The sequence below is a fragment of the Methanobrevibacter sp. genome (assembly GCA_022775905.1).
In the GTDB taxonomy this organism is placed as follows: Archaea; Methanobacteriota; Methanobacteria; order Methanobacteriales; family Methanobacteriaceae; genus Methanocatella.
This window is the reverse complement of record JALFJX010000003.1, coordinates 1-20,460: the sequence shown is the minus strand read 5'-3', so window position 1 is coordinate 20,460 and position 20,460 is coordinate 1. Positions and strand designations below refer to the sequence as shown.

Annotated in this window: 22 protein-coding genes; 5 read left to right on the top strand and 17 right to left on the bottom strand. The window is 30.5% G+C overall.

Annotation, left to right across the window (positions count from 1 at the left end; all coding sequences use genetic code 11):
* Positions 1 to 102: 102 nt before the first annotated feature.
* A complete protein-coding gene (gene tsaA / locus MR875_00420) occupies positions 103 to 588 on the top strand; it encodes a tRNA (N6-threonylcarbamoyladenosine(37)-N6)-methyltransferase TrmO (protein ID MCI6993318.1) in 486 nt (161 codons plus the stop codon).
* 186 nt (positions 589 to 774) lie between these two features.
* On the opposite strand, the gene MR875_00415 is transcribed toward tsaA, so the two are convergent.
* Positions 775 to 1,803 carry a M42 family metallopeptidase gene (locus MR875_00415; protein ID MCI6993317.1) on the bottom strand — a complete coding sequence of 343 codons (1,029 nt, stop codon included), beginning with the start codon at positions 1,801 to 1,803 and terminating at the stop codon, positions 775 to 777.
* Between the two features lie 109 nt (positions 1,804 to 1,912).
* On the opposite strand from MR875_00415, the gene MR875_00410 reads away from it, so the two are divergent.
* Positions 1,913 to 2,671 carry a ferredoxin gene (locus tag MR875_00410; GenBank protein MCI6993316.1) on the top strand — a complete coding sequence of 253 codons (759 nt, stop codon included), beginning with the start codon at positions 1,913 to 1,915 and terminating at the stop codon, positions 2,669 to 2,671.
* Here MR875_00410 and MR875_00405 read toward each other — a convergent pair.
* Positions 2,666 to 4,168 carry a flagellar protein gene (locus tag MR875_00405; GenBank protein MCI6993315.1) on the bottom strand — a complete coding sequence of 501 codons (1,503 nt, stop codon included), beginning with the start codon at positions 4,166 to 4,168 and terminating at the stop codon, positions 2,666 to 2,668. The genes MR875_00410 and MR875_00405 overlap by 6 nt on opposite strands.
* A 1-nt stretch (position 4,169) precedes the next feature.
* Entirely contained in the window at positions 4,170 to 5,204 is a 1,035-nt protein-coding gene (locus tag MR875_00400; protein ID MCI6993314.1) for a ribonuclease H-like domain-containing protein, read from the bottom strand.
* Between the two features lie 345 nt (positions 5,205 to 5,549).
* Between MR875_00400 and MR875_00395 the strand changes: the two genes are divergently transcribed.
* From MR875_00395 to MR875_00385, 3 genes are read left to right on the top strand one after another with little or no spacing between them, the layout of a single operon-like run.
* On the top strand, positions 5,550 to 5,933 hold the full coding sequence (locus MR875_00395; GenBank protein ID MCI6993313.1) for a hypothetical protein: 384 nt from the start codon (positions 5,550 to 5,552) through the stop codon (positions 5,931 to 5,933).
* 13 nt (positions 5,934 to 5,946) lie between these two features.
* Positions 5,947 to 6,684 (top strand): phosphopantothenate/pantothenate synthetase, encoded by a 738-nt coding sequence (locus tag MR875_00390; protein ID MCI6993312.1) that lies wholly within the window; start codon positions 5,947 to 5,949, stop codon positions 6,682 to 6,684.
* Positions 6,685 to 6,689: 5 nt separating this feature from the next.
* On the top strand, positions 6,690 to 7,229 hold the full coding sequence (locus tag MR875_00385; protein MCI6993311.1) for a nucleoside monophosphate kinase: 540 nt from the start codon (positions 6,690 to 6,692) through the stop codon (positions 7,227 to 7,229).
* A 2-nt stretch (positions 7,230 to 7,231) separates the two neighbouring features.
* On the opposite strand, the gene MR875_00380 is transcribed toward MR875_00385, so the two are convergent.
* From MR875_00380 to MR875_00315, 14 genes are all read right to left on the bottom strand, one after another.
* On the bottom strand, positions 7,232 to 7,912 hold the full coding sequence (locus MR875_00380; GenBank protein MCI6993310.1) for a TIGR00289 family protein: 681 nt from the start codon (positions 7,910 to 7,912) through the stop codon (positions 7,232 to 7,234).
* A gap of 4 nt (positions 7,913 to 7,916) precedes the next feature.
* On the bottom strand, positions 7,917 to 8,720 hold the full coding sequence (locus MR875_00375; GenBank protein ID MCI6993309.1) for a hypothetical protein: 804 nt from the start codon (positions 8,718 to 8,720) through the stop codon (positions 7,917 to 7,919).
* A 70-nt stretch (positions 8,721 to 8,790) separates the two neighbouring features.
* On the bottom strand, positions 8,791 to 9,219 hold the full coding sequence (locus MR875_00370; protein ID MCI6993308.1) for a class III signal peptide-containing protein: 429 nt from the start codon (positions 9,217 to 9,219) through the stop codon (positions 8,791 to 8,793).
* Positions 9,219 to 10,028: an A24 family peptidase gene (locus MR875_00365; protein MCI6993307.1), complete on the bottom strand. Its 810-nt coding sequence runs from the start codon at positions 10,026 to 10,028 to the stop codon at positions 9,219 to 9,221. Before MR875_00365 ends, MR875_00370 begins: the two co-directional genes overlap by 1 nt.
* Before the next feature lie 152 nt (positions 10,029 to 10,180).
* Entirely contained in the window at positions 10,181 to 11,797 is a 1,617-nt protein-coding gene (locus MR875_00360; protein ID MCI6993306.1) for a CTP synthase, read from the bottom strand.
* Positions 11,798 to 11,877: 80 nt separating this feature from the next.
* The gene (locus MR875_00355; protein ID MCI6993305.1) at positions 11,878 to 12,660 is read right to left on the bottom strand and encodes an alpha/beta hydrolase-fold protein; all 783 of its coding nucleotides are present in this window, start codon (positions 12,658 to 12,660) and stop codon (positions 11,878 to 11,880) included.
* A gap of 63 nt (positions 12,661 to 12,723) precedes the next feature.
* Positions 12,724 to 13,113, bottom strand: a complete 390-nt coding sequence (locus tag MR875_00350) for a hypothetical protein (protein ID MCI6993304.1) — start codon at positions 13,111 to 13,113, stop codon at positions 12,724 to 12,726.
* Between the two features lie 70 nt (positions 13,114 to 13,183).
* Positions 13,184 to 13,957, bottom strand: a complete 774-nt coding sequence (locus MR875_00345) for an MATE family efflux transporter (GenBank protein ID MCI6993303.1) — start codon at positions 13,955 to 13,957, stop codon at positions 13,184 to 13,186.
* Positions 13,958 to 14,073: 116 nt separating this feature from the next.
* Positions 14,074 to 14,709 (bottom strand): flavodoxin family protein, encoded by a 636-nt coding sequence (locus MR875_00340; protein MCI6993302.1) that lies wholly within the window; start codon positions 14,707 to 14,709, stop codon positions 14,074 to 14,076.
* 1 nt (position 14,710) lies between these two features.
* Positions 14,711 to 15,922: a cofactor-independent phosphoglycerate mutase gene (locus MR875_00335; protein MCI6993301.1), complete on the bottom strand. Its 1,212-nt coding sequence runs from the start codon at positions 15,920 to 15,922 to the stop codon at positions 14,711 to 14,713.
* Between the two features lie 31 nt (positions 15,923 to 15,953).
* On the bottom strand, positions 15,954 to 16,973 hold the full coding sequence (locus MR875_00330) for a homoserine dehydrogenase (protein ID MCI6993300.1): 1,020 nt from the start codon (positions 16,971 to 16,973) through the stop codon (positions 15,954 to 15,956).
* An 8-nt stretch (positions 16,974 to 16,981) separates the two neighbouring features.
* Positions 16,982 to 17,467, bottom strand: coding sequence for an amino acid-binding protein (locus MR875_00325; protein MCI6993299.1), 486 nt, complete (start codon positions 17,465 to 17,467; stop codon positions 16,982 to 16,984).
* Between the two features lie 12 nt (positions 17,468 to 17,479).
* Complete coding sequence (gene gatC, locus MR875_00320; GenBank protein MCI6993298.1) at positions 17,480 to 17,695, bottom strand: Asp-tRNA(Asn) amidotransferase subunit GatC; 216 nt, start codon at positions 17,693 to 17,695, stop codon at positions 17,480 to 17,482.
* Positions 17,696 to 18,137: 442 nt separating this feature from the next.
* The coding region (locus tag MR875_00315; GenBank protein MCI6993297.1) for a DUF11 domain-containing protein at positions 18,138 to 20,460 on the bottom strand (2,323 nt) is incomplete at its 5' end.

The window sequence follows — 20,460 nt, the reverse complement described above, 5'->3', positions numbered from 1 at the left end:
ATTACCGAAAATAGTTCATATCGAAAAACGATGAAACAATTGTTATATATCATAATAGTTAAAAAGAAAGTGTTTTAAAATATGAAGTTGAATATAATAACTATGAATATCGAATTAGAGTCAATTGGTACCATACACACTGAATTTACAGAAATTGAAGGCATGCCAATTCAACCAACTGGAGCAAAAGGAATAAAAGGAACAATAGAAATTAAAGAAAAATTCTTAGATGGACTAAAAGATCTTGAAGATTTCTCCCACATTCACTTAATATATTTACTTCATAAAGTTGAAGGCTACAAACTTGAAGTAAAACCATTCATGGATAAAAAAACCCATGGAGTATTTGCAACAAGGTCCCCAAAAAGACCTAATCGTATCGGAATGAGTGTTGTAAAAGTAAATAAAGTTGAGGGAAACATCGTACATGTTGAAAATGTTGATATCCTTGACGGAACACCATTATTAGACATTAAACCTTATGTTCCACAGTTATATGAAGACACCATTGATGAATTGAAAATAGGATGGTTTGAAAACAACCACAAAAAAGCAAAATCACAAAAATCAGATGATAGATTCAAATAAATCTACATCAACAACTATCATTTAAAAAAAAATATTTGATTAATAATTCTATTTTTATTAAAGCATTCATTATTCAATAAACCATACAAAAATAACATCAAATCCATCACCACTATTTAAATTATTTTAATATAAAATTGATGTTAAAAAATGAAAAAATTAAATTAAAAAAAAGAAAAAATAGAGCTATAAATTGTTTATAGCTTCAGTAATCAACTGAATAGTTGCTTCAACATCTTCCATACTACATACACTTACAGGAGTGTGTATATAACGAGTAGGAACAGATAAAACACCAGTTGGAATTCCTTCACGAGTTAAGTGAATTGCAGTACCGTCAGTGGTTCCACCATCACTTACTTCTAATTGGTAAGGAATCTCATTTTCATCTCCAGCATTAATAAGCAAATCTTTAACTGATTGTTGGGTTAAAATACCTCTTCCACTTGCATCTGCTAAAATAATAGCTGGACCTTTACCCATTACTACAGGTGCTTCTTCTGGTTTGATTCCAGGGTGGTCACCAGATAATGTAACGTCAAGTGCAATAGCAAGGTCTGGATTTAATTTGAATGCAGAAGTTTTAGCTCCTTTAAGACCTACTTCTTCTTGAACAGTACCTACACCATAAACGGTAGCTCTTGTATTTACTCTTTTTAAAACTTCCATCATTACATAGCAACCTACACGATTGTCTAATGCTTTACCCATGATTAATTTATTAGGATATTCAACAAATAATGAGTTAAATGTCATTTTGTCTCCAATTCTAACCATTTTTTCTGCTTCTTCTTTGTCTTTTGCACCAATATCAATAAACATATCAGTAGCTTTAACAACTTTGTTTCTTTCTTCAGCAGTTGTTACGTGAGGTGGTTTTGAACCGATAACACCTACAACAGGTTCTCCAACTGAAGAGTGAACAGTTACAGTTTGGTTCATTAACATTTGATCGTTAATTCCACCGATGTTTGAGAATTTAATAAAACCATTATCATCAATGTATCTTACCATTAATCCAATTTCATCCATGTGAGATGCAAGCATTACAGTAGGAGCCTTTTTTTCACCTTTTTTGGTTGCAATAATGTTTCCCATACTGTCAGTTTCAATTTTATCAGCTACATCCTTTAATTCGCGTGTGATAATTTCAGCGATTTTTTCTTCTGAACCAGATACACCTGGTGTTAAAGATAATTCTCTCATTAATTCCATCGTATCACCAAATAAATTTATAATTTAATAATATTAATTAATTTCTATTTACTATTTGATAAACTTTTAAATAATGATATTCATATTAATTAATAACTTAGGTGATATCATGAAGAAAATAACAAGAATATTTTTCAGCCCTTCAGGAACAACAAAAAAAGTAGCAGACAAAATTGCAGACAATTTTAAATTTGAAAAGGAAATTTGTGACATATTGCACTTTAATGATGCAAAGGAGTTTACTCAAGAGGATATTGTTATTGTTGCAATGCCTGTTTTTGCAGGAAGAATTCCTAAAACTGCTAGAAACAGATTGTCCAAAATAACTGGTGATAATACAAAAGCAATAGCTGTTGTAAACTATGGAAATGCTCATGTAACCGATGCACTGCTTGAATTGGTTGATGTTTTAAGAGAAAATAACTTTGATGTTATTGCTGCTGCTTCAACAGTTAGCCACCATTCCATTTTTGATGGTGTAGCTGTTGGAAGACCTGACAATAATGATATTGAAAAAATAAATGAATTTGCACAAAAATGCATGGAAAAAATAGAATCTGGAGAATCTTTAAAATCTGAACTTCCGGGAAATAGACCATATGTTGATTACAAACAACTTCCATTCATTGTAAGCTGTGATGTTAACAAATGTGTTTTCTGTTATGATTGTGTAACCATTTGTCCTGAAAAAGCAGTTCCTGATGATGATCCTGCAGATGTTGACCTTGACGCATGTACAAGATGCACAGCATGTATTCATATCTGTCAAGAAGATGCAAGAAGTTTTACCGGAGAAGCATTTGAAGCTAAAAAACCTGCTTTTGAAAGTGCAAACAGTGCAAGAAAAGAAGTTGAATATTATTTATAATTTCAATTTCTTTTGAGCGACATTTCTTACATATTCATTTTCATCATTAGCAGAAACCTCTTTTAAGATTGTTCTGCTTACTACTTTTTTAGCAGCTGCTTCACGGACTCTCCATGATGAATCGTTTCTAACAACTTCGCCCAAATATTTTTGATTTCTGATTAATGAAATCGCCCTGACGGATATATTTTCTGAAATATCCTGTTCATAAATTTTCATTAGGCATTTTTCAACTTTAATTTTATTTAAAGCCTTAAGAGAGAACTCTTCATCTTCATTTGCAAGGACAATCCTAATTAATGTTTCCAAATCATCAATATTATCCAGAGTGGCTTTTCTAATTGAAACAAGTTTAGCATTTTTCAGGATATCAATAAAATCATTTTCATCAGAAATATGGTTCAATGCTTCTGATGCAACATCTTCATGTGTTGAATTAATAGCCAAATATTTGAAATCTTTTTCATCAACTAATGCAGGATTTGACAATACATGATTTCTTACAAATTGATCTTCATCATTTAATGCAATTTTAATTAATTCTTGAGAATTATTAATGTTTTTAACTGCAATTTGGCGAACAAACCTATCCTGTTCCGTATTGATTACTTTAATTAGTGTTTCTTCATTGGTTATTTTTTTAACTGCTTCACTTCTAACTATCTTATCACTATCTTCAAGTGCAATTTTAGCCAACAGTTCCTCATCAGTTATCTGTGTAATCAAATCAGTTTTAACATCAGATTTATCGGAATTTAGAATAATGTTTTTTAATATATCCTGATTTTCAATTTTATCAAATATTAATGACCGGACCTTTGCATTTTCCTCATTTTGCGCTATTTCTGCAAGGGATTCATCATTATTAATTTTACTGATAGCTGCCTTTTTTACTCCTTCATCCTTATCATCAATTGCAATTTTTTTAAGTATGTCTTCACTTACAAAGGATTCTTTTAGAATAGCTGCTTTTTTAATTGAATTGTCTTTTGATTTGAAGACTAAATCATATAATGCATCGGCATCATCAATTTTGTCCAAAGCACGTGTCCTATATCTTTTATCTATTGCATCGATTGCAATCCATTTAAGAGTTTCACCATCAACAATCTTATTGAATATTTCATCAGTATTTGAATTCTTCTTTGTGTTGATTACAATTTCGGCAATTGACTTATTGTTTTCACCAAGTCTTTCCCATGCAAAACTTCTAACATCAAAAAATTCTGAATTTTCAGCAGCATCCCTTAATAAGTCTTCATCTTTTAACTTATTTGCTGCGATTAATCTTATAGCCCTATCTTTTACTGTTTTGGCCATATCCAAAGCAACAAATTCATTTGAAATTTTATCTGCTGCTTTTGCCCTTTCAAGTCTGTCCTTATGATTAATGGCAATTTCTTTTAAACGCAATTCTTCCTCTTCAATTTCTAGATTATCAGGAATTACTTTTTTTTCTTTCTTATCGCTTTTTTTAAATCTATCAAATAAACCCATGTTAATTTACATCCTCATACATTTTCTCAAGAAAACTTGCAAGTGAAATAATATCTTGACAGTTGTGTTCTATAATAGGTACAACAGGACCTATATTCTTCTCTGATAAATAAGTATCATAATATCCTGGAATATACTGTCCAGGAACATCATCTTGACGAGTTATTCCAAAAATCTCTTGTTCAATAGTTTGAAGTTGACAGTTTGGAAGTGAATCTTTCCATAAATTCTTTGCAAAATACATTAAATCCAAATGAGGTAAATCCAAGTTATGATCAACTCTATTGTAAATGCATCTATTCCTAATAAATGGAACATCAAAACTTTTTCCATTGAATGTCACATGAACTGAATTCTCATCCAAATGACTGAGATATGCTTCAATGATATTCGGTTCTTCAACATAATCCCTTAGAAAATATTGTGATGCAATTATCTTATCATTTTTAATTTCAGCAACACCAATCAATATAATTGGAACATTTGAAAGTCCCTTGGTTTCAATATCCATAAATTTAAAGTTTTCAACATCAGTCAAGCTTATGCATTTAAGTAGATTATCCCTACACTTTTTGGAGTACTTATTATCATCAAGCAAGTCAACGATTTCATGAAAAGACATATCTTCAAGATTGTTTAGAAATTTTGATGCAATATCTGCATATTTATCATGGCCTTTGAGTGATTCAATTGTTGGATAACCTTTATTTTTAAGGTTTTCTTCAGTTTTAAGACCAATTTTTGGAAGTAATTTCAGATTATGATTAATCTGATTTTTAAAATCATTATCTGTAAGACTAAAATCAATCTTTTCCTTTGTAGTTATCTTTAATGCATCTCCAAATGAAGTTTCACAGATTTTACAATCCATTACATCCTTTAACGATTTATTTTCATATTGCATTAATAATTTCTCTTTTAAATCTTTAAAATAACTACTGGACATTTTCTTTTCCTTTTGCTTAGAATTTGATGAATTATCTATCCCCAATAATGTATTTCTCAAATATTCTTCATGTTCACTATAACCATTCATTCATTTAAAATATATTAAAAACATACTATTTATTTTTTTAATAAAGTAAACTTGATTTTTTATAAAATATAATAAGATTTATATAAGTTCAATTTCAAATAATATAATTGGCTACTAAGTAGCCAGAGAGATAGATTAAACAGCCAAATTTCAAAAAAATTCATTTCTCTAAAAGCTTGTTAAGACAAGTTGTTAAGTGGTTAATCCCTTTTTTAACCACTTAACCATCCCAAAAACTTATTTTTTATATACTTTTAACTAGCAATTATCACTTTATTTCTACTTAGAAAAATTTATATTATTTTTAAATCAAAAATACAACCAGTTATATAAAAAGGTTTTACTATGAAAATCAAATTAGCAATAACATTCGGAGTAATAATATGGTTTTTAACCTTTGTTCTTTCATCCATATTTAATCCACTCTTTACAGCAAACGTCCGCAATATCAACATAGTAGTGCCTATTATTACAATATTAGTAACTGGATTATTTGGAATACTATATATTAGAGCTATTGACACTAATGAAATCGTTGAAGGTTTTTTAGTTGGAGTAATATTTGTTTTAGTAGACATTATTTGTGATTATATATTCTCTACATTCATTCCAGAGACAATATATATCATTGGAGACTATCCTCTTCACGTTTTCTCAATGATAGCAATTACATTATTAATTACAACATTTTTAGGATATTTAGCTCAAATGACTATTGATTTAAAATAAGGAGATTTAAAATATGATACCAAAATCACACCCTCGATACGAATCATTACTCTTAAGAGATAAAATGGTTAAAGCATCAAAAGAAGGTTATCTAGCAGATTCAGCATTAATTGCACATGGTAGAGGAGAAGCTTTTGACTATTTAATTGGTGAAAAGACAACATACCCTGCAAAAAGAGCAATGTATGTTGCAGTTGCAGCATTACTTTTATCAAAAAATCCTGTTATTTCTGTTAATGGAAATGCAACTGCACTTGCTATTGATGAAATAATTGAGTTTGCAAATGCTATTAATGCTAAAATTGAAATTAATTTATTCTACAGAACTGACAGCAGAGTCAAAATCATTACACAATTATACAAAGATCACGGATATAAGAATATACTTGGTGGTCTTGATGATGATATCGAATACATCAATGATATTGAAAATAATAGAGCAAGCGCAAGTAAAAGCGGAATTTATACCGCTGATACAATTTTAATTCCTCTTGAAGATGGTGACAGGGCAGAAATATTGAAAAAAGGTGGAAAAAATATTATTACAATTGATTTAAATCCACTTTCCAGAACATCAAAAATGTCTGACGTTTCTATTATGGACAATATTGTTCGTGCAATACCATTCATGACAAAAATAGCTGATGATTTAAAAACACAAGACAAAAAAGTATTGGTTGAACTTGTTAATGAATTTGACAATGAAGAAAATTTAAAAGAATCCTTAGGACAAATTAAAGTAAAAGAGTGAAAATAATGCAAGTAATGGGAATATCCGGTTTACCTGGTTCTGGAAAAAGTTTAGTTTCAGATATTGCAATTGAAAGAGGAGCGATGATTGTAAGTATGGGAGACATCATACGTGAAGAAGCTAAAAAAAGAGGAGAAAGTACAAAAGATACTGCTCAAAATTTAAGAGCAGAATTTGGACAATACATTGTTTCTGAACTAACAATTAAAAAAATCAAGAAACTTCAAGAAGAAGGAATTGAAAACAAGATTATTGTTGAAGGAATAAGAAGCCCACATGAAGTTAATATGTTTAAAGAAAACTTCGACAATTTTATCATTTTATCAATTTTTGCAAATCCAACTTTAAGATTTGAAAGGTTAAAAAATAGAATGAGAGAAGATGATTCCACTGATTACAATGAATTTAAAGCAAGAGATCAAATGGAATTAGATTTTGGAATTGGTGATGTAATATCACTTTCAGACAAAATAATCATCAATGAATCAGATTTAGAAAGTTATACTGCTAAAATAAATAAATTTTTAGACGAAATTGAGTTATAAACTCATTTTTCCTCTAAAACTGCATCTTCGATAATATAAACACCACTATCATGATACCATTCTTTTTTATCTTTTAAGATTTTAATTCTTTTTTTAAAAATAGGACCATCAATTGCTAAGGTTTCGGCTTCACCGCCTTCAAAAGCCAGATCAATATAGTATTTTTCATGAATCTTTATTAATTCATCAATAGCTTCATCATCAATGACTTTTCCAAGCCATGACTCATCCAATCCCCAAGCTGCAACTCCACAGATTATGATTTTAAAACCTAAAGACACTATTTTTCTCATGTATTCCAATTCATCAACATGCCAGTAAGGTGAAACTGCAACAAGACCAACTTCATCACACAACTTTTCAATTCTTGACTTTTGATATTGGGAGTAAAGTGCACCTGTATATATAGCTTCAACACCTAAATTTTTGAGATCTTCAAATGCATTCTTTAAATCTTTAAGTTCTTCTTCTTTAATCCCCTCAGTTTCAACAGACATTATCGGAATATCAAAGGCTTCTGAAAGCAAATCAGTTATATGAATATTAGGAACATGGAACATATATGATTCATCATTTCTAGATTTCATGGAAAGAAGATATTTAACATCTTCTTTCGCTTCAATAGCATTATATAATGCCATTGTACTGTCTTTTCCACCAGAAAATAAAACTGCAACTTTCATGAAATTACCGTCTACGTTTTTCTCTTAAGAATTTTCTAAATTTCCTATATGCAGGAACAACAGAGTCAATATAAATACCCATAATCGCTACAACTACTCCAATACCACCACAGACTAATGTAAATTCTGTATTGGACAACATTGAAGAGTTAGTAGTGTTTACATTATCTTGAACCGGACCATCTATTTTTGAAGCAACAATACCTTTTTCAAGTAAAACCTGTTCAAATGAATCTAGAGAAGATGAATCCACAACTAAAACTGCATGAACCTGTGCATAAGATATTGTATCTCCATAAACTAATTTATACCAATCAGAGAAAGATTTTAAAGCTTGAGTTGAAGTGTAGTTATCTTTAAGAGATATTTGGATCTCAGATTTAGTAACATTATAATTTCCATAATGTGAATCAATATTCCCAACAATTCCTTCAAAGTAATCATGTTCTCGCTCATTGAATGTCCACAACGGTATAGTAACCGAATTTTCATCAAATGACTTGAATCCATTCATTGAAGATAATTTATCTTTTAATTCATCAATATTTATTGAAGAAGACAAATCCAAATATAATGTTTCCTCATTATTTGGCATACTCTTTTCAATTACACTCACAACATTTGGCAACTCATCATAAATCGGATCAAGGAAAAATGCGCCACCAATTGAACCAATTAAAAAAGCTACAAGAATTACTAATATTACCTCTTTTTTAGGCATGTACTGTTTTAACATTCCAATTGAAAAAACAAATACCATCATTATTATAAACAAAACGAGGTAAATAATTGTAGTTATTATATTCATAAATTCACCTATTCAATTATTTAATACTATATTTAAATAAAATAGTTAAAATAATTTTGTATAATAAAAATTATACCCTGTAAATCAGCATGTTTTCGGAATTTATGGGCCATTCCACAATTATTACATTTTCACCATTATTTAATGTTATGGATGTTTTTTTAATATTTGATAATGCATATTCTTTTACCTCTTTTTTTGAATTATCATTAAGTTTGAAACTAGTTGAAATACAGTTATCCTGAATATTTACCTTAATTTTGTTTTTGCAGTTAAGTTTAATGGTTTGTTTTGATCCCTGACCTTCACCATAGACCTGTTTGATTGCATTAGCTATTTTTGATAAATCTGATTTTACATCCAAAGAATCAGAAACATCCAATGTATCTTTAATTGAGTTTTCAGCAAGAGACAATGTAAAAATTAGTAGAATAATCAATGAAACAGTGAAAATCAATAAATATTCCAAAGAAATCTGACCATGATTATCCCCAATCATCAAATCACCAGAAATATATTCTTTATAAATATCATCATTAAATCACCATAAAATACTGTAATTAACAATCCTAATAGTATCGCCGGAGCAAATGGAAAAGCCATTTTGATAGAAATGTTGTCTGAAATTATATTCTGAGAATTCATAATCTTAAGCTGCCAAACTTCCCCTGCAGTTAATCCTCCGGCACTCTGAGATTTAAAGTAGTATCTAAAATCATCACGATTTGATTTATAAATCTCCAAATTACCATTTTCAGCACTTAAAAGTTTAATGATATACTCATTGTTGAAATAATAATCATTGACTATCATTCCTTCTTTTAAATCATTAACAGAAATCAGTTTATTCAAAGTTGAATTTTTTATATATTTCAAACTTTCAATATTGAAAACATTGACAAGAAAATCAATATTATCCCCAAATATTTTATTTCTGAATATTAAATGTGTAACAAAAATTACCAGAAATGGAAATGACACCAGAATACTATTGACAATTACACTAAACGAGAACGGATATACTGATAACTGTGGAAAAATATTCAAAAAGTTAATATTAAGACCAGATGGTATTACTGTAGCAATAGCAGTGAATAATTTTACATCACCACCACCCCACATTTTTAATTTCCATAGCATATATGTTATAACATATGTAAGAAACATTGAAATAAATGAAGCTAAAATGTATTTAATATTATTTGAAATAATTGATAAAATCAAATTTGAAATTAATCCAAAAAATATCAAAGTATAATTTAATTTATCAGGAACAATATTACTCTTTATATCATAAAATGCTGCCAAAATGGAAAATAAAACTGTAATAATAATTTGAATTAAAAAAATGGCATTAACAATCATGATAATATTATTTAACCTCAAATAATATTAATTAGATAGAAAATAAACTCGTAAAATTGATATTAAAATATAAAATAAAAGAAAAAAAGAAAAAGCTAATTTTTAGAATACTCATAAATAGCTTCTAAAAATGCTTTGAATAATGGATGAGGCCTATTAGGTCTTGATTTAAATTCAGGATGGAATTGACAACCAACAGCCCATGGATGATTTGGTAATTCTACAATTTCTACCAAGAAATCATCAGGACTTGTTCCAGAAATAATCAAACCTTTTTCTTGTAAATCATCCCTATAATCATTGTTGAATTCATATCTGTGTCTGTGACGTTCTTTGATATCAATTTCACCATATGCATCATAGGTTTTGGTACCTTCAATGATTTTACAATCATAGGATCCTAAACGCATTGTTCCTCCCATGTTTTTGATTTTCTTTTGCTCTTCCATCATATCAATAACCGGGAATTCTAAATTATCATCAAATTCTGAACTGTTTGCACCAGGATAACCATTTCTTCTTGCAAATTGAGTCACCATAGATTGCATACCAAGACAGATTCCGAACAAAGGCACATTGTTTTCAATTGCATAATCAATAGCATCTAATTTACCTTCAAAACCACGTTCTCCGAATCCTCCAGGGATTAAGATACCATCTAATTCAGACATTGCATCAATATCTAATTTTTCAACATCCGAACTGAAGTATTTGATTTTAGCTTTAACACCAATGCTTGCAGCTGCATGAAGTAATGATTCTCTGATACTGATGTAGGAATCTTCAAGTTCTACATATTTACCTACAATACCAATGTTTACAACTGGTTCTTTGGTTTTTAATGATTTTACAACTTCTCTCCATTCATTTAATTTAGAAGAGTCTGCTTTTACATCCAAACCAATTCTTTTAACAATTAAATCACCAATATTGTGTTCATCTAAAACTAAAGGAACTTCATAAATGGTACTAGCATCAGGAGTGTTAACAACTGCTTCAAAGTCCACATCACAGAAATGAGCGATTTTTCCTCTTAAACCATCATCAATTGGTTCTTGAGATCTGCATACTATAACATCAGGATTAATACCAACACTTCTTAATTCCTTAGTAGAGTGTTGAGTAGGTTTTGTTTTGAATTCTCCAGCTGCATCTAGGTAGGGAATAAATGTAACATGGACAAACATAACATTATCGCGACCTTCCTCGTTTCTGAGTTGTCTTAATGCTTCGAGGAAAGGTTGACTTTCAATATCTCCGACAGTACCACCAAGTTCGACTAAAACAACGTCATAATCAGCACTTTCAGAGTTTTCTCTAATCATTTCCTTAATACGATTAGTAATGTGTGGAATAACTTGGACACATTCTCCTAAGTATCCGCCTTCTCTTTCTTTAGCAATAACAGATTCATAAACTTTACCAGTAGTAATATTAGCTAATCCTTTAAGCTCGACGTCTAAGAACCTTTCGTAGTGACCAAGGTCTAAATCAGTTTCCATTCCGTCACTAGTTACAAATACTTCACCGTGTTGGTATGGATTGAGTGTTCCAGAATCCCAGTTTAAATATGGGTCTATTTTAATAGCTGAAACGTTTAAACCATATGATCTTAAAATTCTACCCATAGATGCAGAGGTAATACCCTTACCTATGGAACTAACTACCCCACCAGTTATAATAATATACTTTGTCAGAAAAATCCTCTCCATAAATAAAACTTATATTATACATTAGTTCCTTATGATATATAAAAATTTTATTTTAATCTGAAAATTCTATAAAAATCAGATTATTTTAAATTTAATGTTTTTATAAATTCTTTAACATGTTTGTCACAAAACTCCCAGGTATGTTCACCTGGAGATTGTATGAATTCTACATCAATATCTTTTGATTTTAAAAATTCGCAAAATCCAACGTTTTTATCAAATAAGAAATCATCACTGCCACATGCCATGAAAATATCTGGAATATTATCTGTATTTTCAATCAGGTATTTTGGATCCATATCAGAATTTTTAACTTTATCCAAATCACCAAAGCATGATTCATAAAATGATTTTGATTTTAAGACATTGCTGTCATCTGCATAGTGAACAATATCATCAGTAATTAGTGCTGCTGAAATCATTCCAATTTTTGAGAAGTTTTTAGAGTATTTAAGACCATTTCTAATAGCTCCATATCCACCCATTGAAAAACCTGCAATATAGGTGTCTTCTCTTTTAGTTGAAAGTGGAAAAATGTTTCTTGTAATATCCAATAGCTCCTGGCCAACATATTCTCCATAATAAGCATGAGCATTTTTATTATCTACATAAAAGCTATTTTCACCACATGGAATTACAATAGCTATTCCATGATCTTCTGCGAATTTTTGAATAGAAGTATTAGCAAGGAATATATCATCACTACCATACAGTCCATGAAGCAAATAGAGTGTCTTATATGGTTTAGGCACAATATCCTCAGAATCATTTAAAAAATGAATATTGTCTGCAGGCAGTATTACACTAATTGATGTACGTCTTTGTAAGCTTTTACATTTGATATCTCCTCTAAATAATACCATCTAATCACCTATAAATAATAATTTCTTATTTAAAATACTAAGTTTTTTCTAATTAAAATTTCGCTAAATCACCCTATATTCCATCCATTTACCTGAAAAATATCTGCAAATAAAAATTGCTGCTCTTGCATACCAGTCGATAAACATCGCAATCCATGTTCCAAATACACCTATTCCCATCCAGTAAGCAAGTGCATATGAAAGAACAATTCTACAAAAAAACATTACAATTAAACTAATGTACATTACAGATTTTGAATCTCCAGCACCCCTAAATGTAGCAGGTAGTGTAAATGCAAGAGGCCATATGATAATAGCAAAAATTTCATGCCAGATAACCATTTGTAATATCAAATCTGTTGTTTGAGCAGATAAATTATAAACTCTTAAAATTAAAGGCAATATTGCAAAAATAACCAAATTAACTATACAATTAGCAATAACAACTATCAATAAACATTTTTTATTATAATATTTAGCCTGATTATATCATTAGCACCTACACATTTTGAAATTACAGTAGTTATTCCAAATTGATTACAAACCCAGGTAGAACTGAAAATACTGCGATTGCATGACCTACAGAATTTGCAGCTATTGAAACAGTTCTAAAAGTTGAAATCAAACTTAAAACAAAAACCTTTCCTACTTGAAACAATCCATTTTCAATACCATAAGGAATACCTACTTGTAAAACTTTTTTAAGCATTATACTATCAAATTTATACCTTAAAGTTCTTTTAATATGCAGTTTATAGTTTTTATCAACTGCAAAATATAACAGTACCAAAGCAGCTAATGCTCTTGAAATTACTGTTGGAATTGCAACACCTAAAACATCCCATCCCAAATAGTAAATGCAAAATGCATTACCAATCAGATTCAATATATCGCAAACAAGAAGTATTTTCATTGGTAAATAAGCATTGTTTGTTGTTCTAAATATTGCTGCTGCCGCATTGTAAATGGCTATAAATGGAATTGATAAAGCAACAACAAACAAGTATTTATCTGCATTCATCCAAACGTCAGCTTCAATTTGACCAAACAGCAATCCAACCATATATTGTCTTAAAATAATAACAACGACCATTATTACAATAGATACAATTGTTGAAAACCAGAATAGCTTAGTAACAGACTGACGAGCATGGTCAATTTGTTTATTTCCCAAGTATTGTCCTGCTACTACTGCACCACCTGTTGCAAGAGCAGAAAATGAAAAAATAAGGATTTGCATTAAAAAATCAACTAGAGAAACTCCTGAAATTGCAGCCTCACCAAGTGATGCAACCATTATTGAATCTGCAAATCCTACACTAAAGTATATTCGATTAAAATAGGAATAAATAAAGCAAGTAATGCTTTATTTGAATATAAATATCCTTCAGGAGTTTTGAAAATATTCATAATTTATCTTATAAAGTTTGTACGAGGTTTTGGTTCTTCTTTAACAGTTAAACCGTTTTTAGCACCTTCTTCAAGACATTGTAAGAAAAATGCCATGTTGTGTGCTAATTGTCTCATAGTTCCTAATCCTTCTTCATCTTGAAGGACTTCCTCTGGAGTGTTTCCGTGAACCATATTCCAATAGAATGATGAAATAATAGGCATTTGTGAGATTCCTAAGTATTTAATCAATTGATCATAGGTTGCAGTTGTTCCACCTCTTCTTGCAGAACAGATTACTGCTCCTGGTTTGTGTTTGAAAGCTTCCCCACCAGTTCCATGAGAGTTGGAGTAAAATGCTCTGTCTAAAAAGGATACCATTGAACCGTTAGCACTTGCATAATAAACAGGAGATCCAAATACGAATGCATCTGCCTCATATGCTTTTTCGACGAATTCGTTTACAACATCATTGTCAAAAGTACATTTGCCTAATTCACCACATTTTAAACAAGCAATACAACCAGTTATTGGTTTTGTTTTAATCCAGAATATTTCTGTTTCAATATCATACTCGTTTAATGTTTTTGCAACTTCAGATAATGCAGTGTAGGTACAACCTTGTTTATTTGGACTTCCGTTAACTAATAAAACTTTCATTTTAAAAATCTCCGTCAATTAATCTTTGCATTAATTTGTAACCTTCTTTTTTAGCAATACATCCATCCAATACTGCTACTTCGTTAAATCCTTCACATTCATCTGCGGATTTGTCAGATGAATACATAATAACAGGAACATCATCACGTGTGTGGGTTCCAACATCGATTGGAGTTGGATGGTCTGGTAAAATTGCTACTTTGAAGTCTTCTCCTTCTAAGCTTTCCACAATTGGTCCTACGATGAATTTATCGATTTGTTCAATAGCTTTAACTTTTTCATCGAGAAGTTGGGCATGACCTGCTTCATCAGGTGCTTCAATGTGGATAAATAAGACATCATTGTTTTTTAATGCTTCAATTCCGCATTTTCCTTTTGATTCATAATCAGTGTCGAAAAATCCGGTAGCTCCAGGCACATCAACAATTTCCATTCCTGCAAATACTCCAATTCCTTTAAGTAAGTCAACACCAGTAATTACTGCTGCATCAAGACCATAAGTCTCTTTGAAACTTGGTAATTTTGGAGTTACACCTTGTCCCCATAACCATACCATGTTTGCTGGAATTTCTCTTTTTTGGTTAACTTCCTGAGATTCTAAGAATTCTTTTGACTCAAACATGATATTTTGGATTTCTTGTGCAAGTTCACAGTCTCCAAATAAATTATCAACGAGATTTTCTCCGGAAATATCGTGAGGAGGCATTGTTTTTATATTTGCTAAGATTTCAGCATCTTCAACACTGTCACATGAATATACAAATAAATGTCTGTAACTGATTCCAGTGTAGAATTTACCTTTAAATCCAGGGTATTTTTCCTGGAAGTACTCATTTAATCCTTTAATTAATACATCAGCTTCAGGAGTTGTGATATGACCTGCATTGAAGTCTTCCATTTTTCCGTCTTTTTCAAAGATGGTGTTGCATCTAAATATTACATCACATGGAGTAGTATCAATTCCTACACTTCCTGCTTCCAATGGTCCTCTTCCAGTATAGTAATCTGCAGGGTTGTATCCGAAAATACTCATATTAGCTACATCAGAACCTGGTGTGTATCCGTCAGGAACGTTATTTGTTAAACCACCACAACCAGTTTTAGCTATTTTATCAATGTTTGGAGTGTTAGCTACTATTAGAGGAGTTTTACCATCAAGTTCATCTAGTGGAAGGTCACTAGAACCATCTAAAATAAAAATTACATATTTCATATTATCAAAAAAAAGTAAAAAAGTTATTTAATTAGTTTTTATTTTTTAAAATACTAATTAAATCAGTCAACATTGCAGAAGCAGTTTCAAGTGATCCTGCTCCAAGCCCGCTTACAGATACCTCGTCAGCCAAATCTGTTTTGATTGTAGCCATGTTTAAAGTTCCACTTACATCGTAGGAACTTCCTCTTTTAACTAAACGTGGAGATACTTGTAAATTATCAGGAGATACTTCAGCTATTAACTTAATTAAGTAATCGTCCTTTTTAGCTAATTCAATAGCTTGAGAATTGATATTGGAGATTCCTTCAACTTTAACATCACTGTAAGTTGCATCAATTCCTAAAAGAGCATTTGCAAGAATTACTGTTTTACAAGCTGCATCAATACCTTCTACGTCCTGTGTAGGATCAGTTTCAGCAATTCCTAATTCCTGAGATTCTCTAAGAATAACATCATACTCTGAACCTTCAGAGGTCATTCTTGATAATATATAATTGGTAGTTCCGTTTAAGATACCTTTAATTGATTTAATTTCACATGATGCTAAGGTTTCTTTTGTGAAATTAATAATAGGCATTGATCCACCAACAGTAGCCTCATATTTGAATTCTACACCTGCTTTTTCAGCCGCATCAACAACTTCTCTAAATTTGAGAGCTAAATGTCCTTTGTTTGAAGTTACAACATCTTTTCCTTGTTCAAACGCTTTATATGTTAATGAGAGTGCAGGTTCAGCATCTACGATATTGGTAGGAGTTGCTTCTATAAGACAATCATATTCAACAGCATCCAAGACATCTACACCATTTTTATCTGAACCGAATTCAGGATATGCTGATAATTTTCCTTCTTCTTTTTTAGTTTTAACAAGTAACTCTTCATCTAATCCGTCTTGTGAGATTGCAGATGAAGATGAATCAGCTGCAGCAACAACTTTAATGTCTACTCCAGTTTTATCTTTAATTAAATCCTTCTTCATGGAAATTGCGTTAGCCACCCCTTGACCTACTGAACCAAATCCCATGATAATGACTTTACATTCATCCATATTATCACTTAAACTTCATTAATCACTAGTAATTCTTTTTCTTTCGCAATTTGTCCAATTCTATCAAATACTTTTTGTTTTAAACCAACATCTGCTTCAATATTAATCAATGCGGTGGATTTTTCTTCACCATTCAATTTAATATCAAATGCAACAATGGAAATACCTTCAAGGTCGTTGATTTTATCCATTGTGTCTCTTAAATCCTGATCAACAATATGGCCAAAAAGAATTGTAGTAATTTTTTCTTTTTTAACAACACCATCCATTTCGATAATGGAAAATCCAATCTCTTCATACTTATTTACAATGTCTTTAAGGTTTTCCTGTTCGCCTTCAATTGTGAGCTGAACTGGAACGTTACCATTATCATTTTTGTAGTCCCTTTTATGGATAACAGTTACTAGATTAGCACCATAATTACTAATTGGTTCTAATGCTTTAACCAATTGTCCTGGAGCATCTAAAAGTTCGAGAACTAAATCTATCCTCATTTAAATCCCCTCTTAATTAGTCCAATCTGCTTTTTTAACTATGAGATTTCCTTCTTTGTCAATTTTTGCATTTCTTAAAATTTTTTCAGGGTTCTTTGCTTGAGATTTATCCTCACGAGTTAAATTTAAATTATCAGTAATGTACCAGGTTTCATCTGAATCTGGAATATCTTCTAAAATTTTTGAGAATTTTTCAATAATATCTTCAGCATCTTTTTCGATTGTCATTAATAAAAACTCCTATTAATTAATAATATAAATAATTATATTCTTCAATATTAATAAAGTTAAAGATTAATTGGCCAAAAAAATCCAATTTATCTAATTTTTTAGAATTTTCACACATTATAATACATCTTGTTAAAAAGTGAATTAAGTGTTTTTTTAATCACATTACAGCACTATTTTTGATGAAAATTGAATGATTAAGATAGTTGATATACAGCTGTATCATTTCTAAATTATTAAAAATTAGTGACCATTACATAATATGGCAACTACATCAAAGTAAAATAAATAGAATTATTACAAACATCATTTTAAAAGTATGAAAATTCAATTAAAATGATACTAAAACATTACCTAAAAATTAGTTAAAAAAAAATAAGTGACATTTATACAAAGATAAATGCCCCTTATAGTGTTTCATTTAAAAAAAGAAAAGAATTAGTTATTCTTTTCTTCTAAGTACTGGAATGCATAATAATACAACTAATAAAGCTAACAATGGATTTCCTGTAGCATACATAGCTCCTTTATTTGCCACATTATGTGGATTATAAGGAGTATCATTATTGTTGCTTTGGATTGCAACAACTGCTGCAGAAGCATTATTGTTTGTATAATCTGACTCATTAGTTGTAGTAGTTACATTAGCTGAGATAGTAATCTCACCAGGAGCTGTTGCGATTAAAGTTAATCTAAGTACAACAGTTTCATTGCATGCCAAGTCCCCAATAGTCCAGACATTAGTGAATACACCTTTAGATGGATCATATTTTTGTAATATGTATGAACCTTTAATGTCTAAGGTTGCAACAACATCCTTAGCAGTAGAAGGACCATGGTTTGTTACAGTAACAATAACTTCAAATGGTTCTCCAACTTTAACAGGTTCTTTAGGAGCATCTATAGTGATTTCAACATCACAAAGGTCTTCGACAAAGATTGTTTTATTAGCTGTGTGATTTCCGACAGTGACTTTGTTATCAATTAAGCCACTTCCGTTTAATTTACCTTTAACAGTTAAATTAATAGATTCACCAGCTGGAATATCGATAATCCAAGTGATTATGTGTTTATCTTTATCGTATACACCATCTGTCTCAATATTAATTAACTCAGCAGGTAAGTAATCGGTTACTAAAACCTTATTTGCATCAGTGTTATTGTCACCAATAACAGTTATAGTATAGGTTATTTCATCACCAATGATGTATGTTTTATTTATAGCATATTTATTAACAGTGATTTCAGGAACATATACTTCTGCAATGTCAGTTTTATTATCTGATACACCATTATTGTCATTTACACTTACAGTGTTGTTTAAGTCACCATATTTAGTAACTTTACAGATAACATTAATGGTTAATCCATCAGGACCGATTGTTAAGTTACTCCATGATTTAGTAGCATTATTAAATCCAACAGTGTAGTTGGTAGATACAAATTCTAAACCCGGGGATAAAATATCCATAACTGTTACATTTCTGATTTCAGTGTTGTATTCGTTTCCAATGACGATGTCAAATGATACTAACTCACCATAGTTAGGAGTAGTTACATTTACAATCTTGTCAACAGTAACACCGACAACAGTAATGTTTTCAGTACTATTTACGTTGTTTACTTTCACATTATTGGAAATAACGGTAGTTTCAGGAGCCATTACAACAAAGGTTACTTTGAATTTGTATACTTCTCCAGCAGCCATGGACGGAATAGTCCATTTGATAATACCATTATCTTTACCACTTGCATCTTCATTAGGTCCAGTTGAGTTAACAAATACTAACTGAGCGTTATTGAAGATATCTACTACTTCAATGTTTTTACCTTCGATATTATTATCGTTTGAAACAATGATTTCGTAAACTACAAGTTCTCCAAGTGAATATTTTTTGTCATCTATGTTTGCTTCTTTATCAATGTCGTATTTAGCAACTTTTACGAATGAAGTACTGTTTTTGACACCGTTATGATCATCAACGTAAACAGTGTTGTTTAAAACGCCGTAATCTTTAACAGTAGCACGTACTTTAATTACTAATCCTTCAGCAGGAACATTTACAATCCAGTAGACTTTTTGTTTATCAACAACAGTCATATTTGCAGTAAAGTTGGAATCGAGGAATTCTAAACCATTACCTAAAACATCAGTAATAGTTACATTACGTGCAATACCATCAGTAGGGTTAGTAACATTAAGGATAAATTCAACCATACCATCGTAGTTAATAATTTCGTCAACAGTAGTCTTATTGACAGTTAAATTAACAATAGTAATGTTTTCAGTATCAGAAACATTATTAACAAATACTGTGTTAGGAATTGTATTAGCTCCAATTACTTTGAAAGTAACATTGAATTCAACAGTAGCACCTTCATCAATTTCATCGAAAGTCCAGTAAATCTTATTCTCGCCAAGGTGGCTTAAATCTTCATTAGGACCGGTTGAACTGATGAATTGTAAGCGTTCATCGAATTTGTCCATTACAACAACATTATTTCCTTTAATATCGTTGGTATTAGCTATTACAATTGTGTAAGTTACTTCTTCACCAACTGAATATACTTTATAAATGTCGTCTGCAACTTTAATAATTGTGTATTCAGGTACAAATACTGAGGAATTATCAGTTTTATTGTCACCTTTACCATTATTATCGTTAACAATAGCTACATTGGTTAAATTACCATAATCAACAACTTTTGCAACAACAGTTAAAACAATCTCGGAATTAGCACCAAGATCAAAGTTCCATTTTACA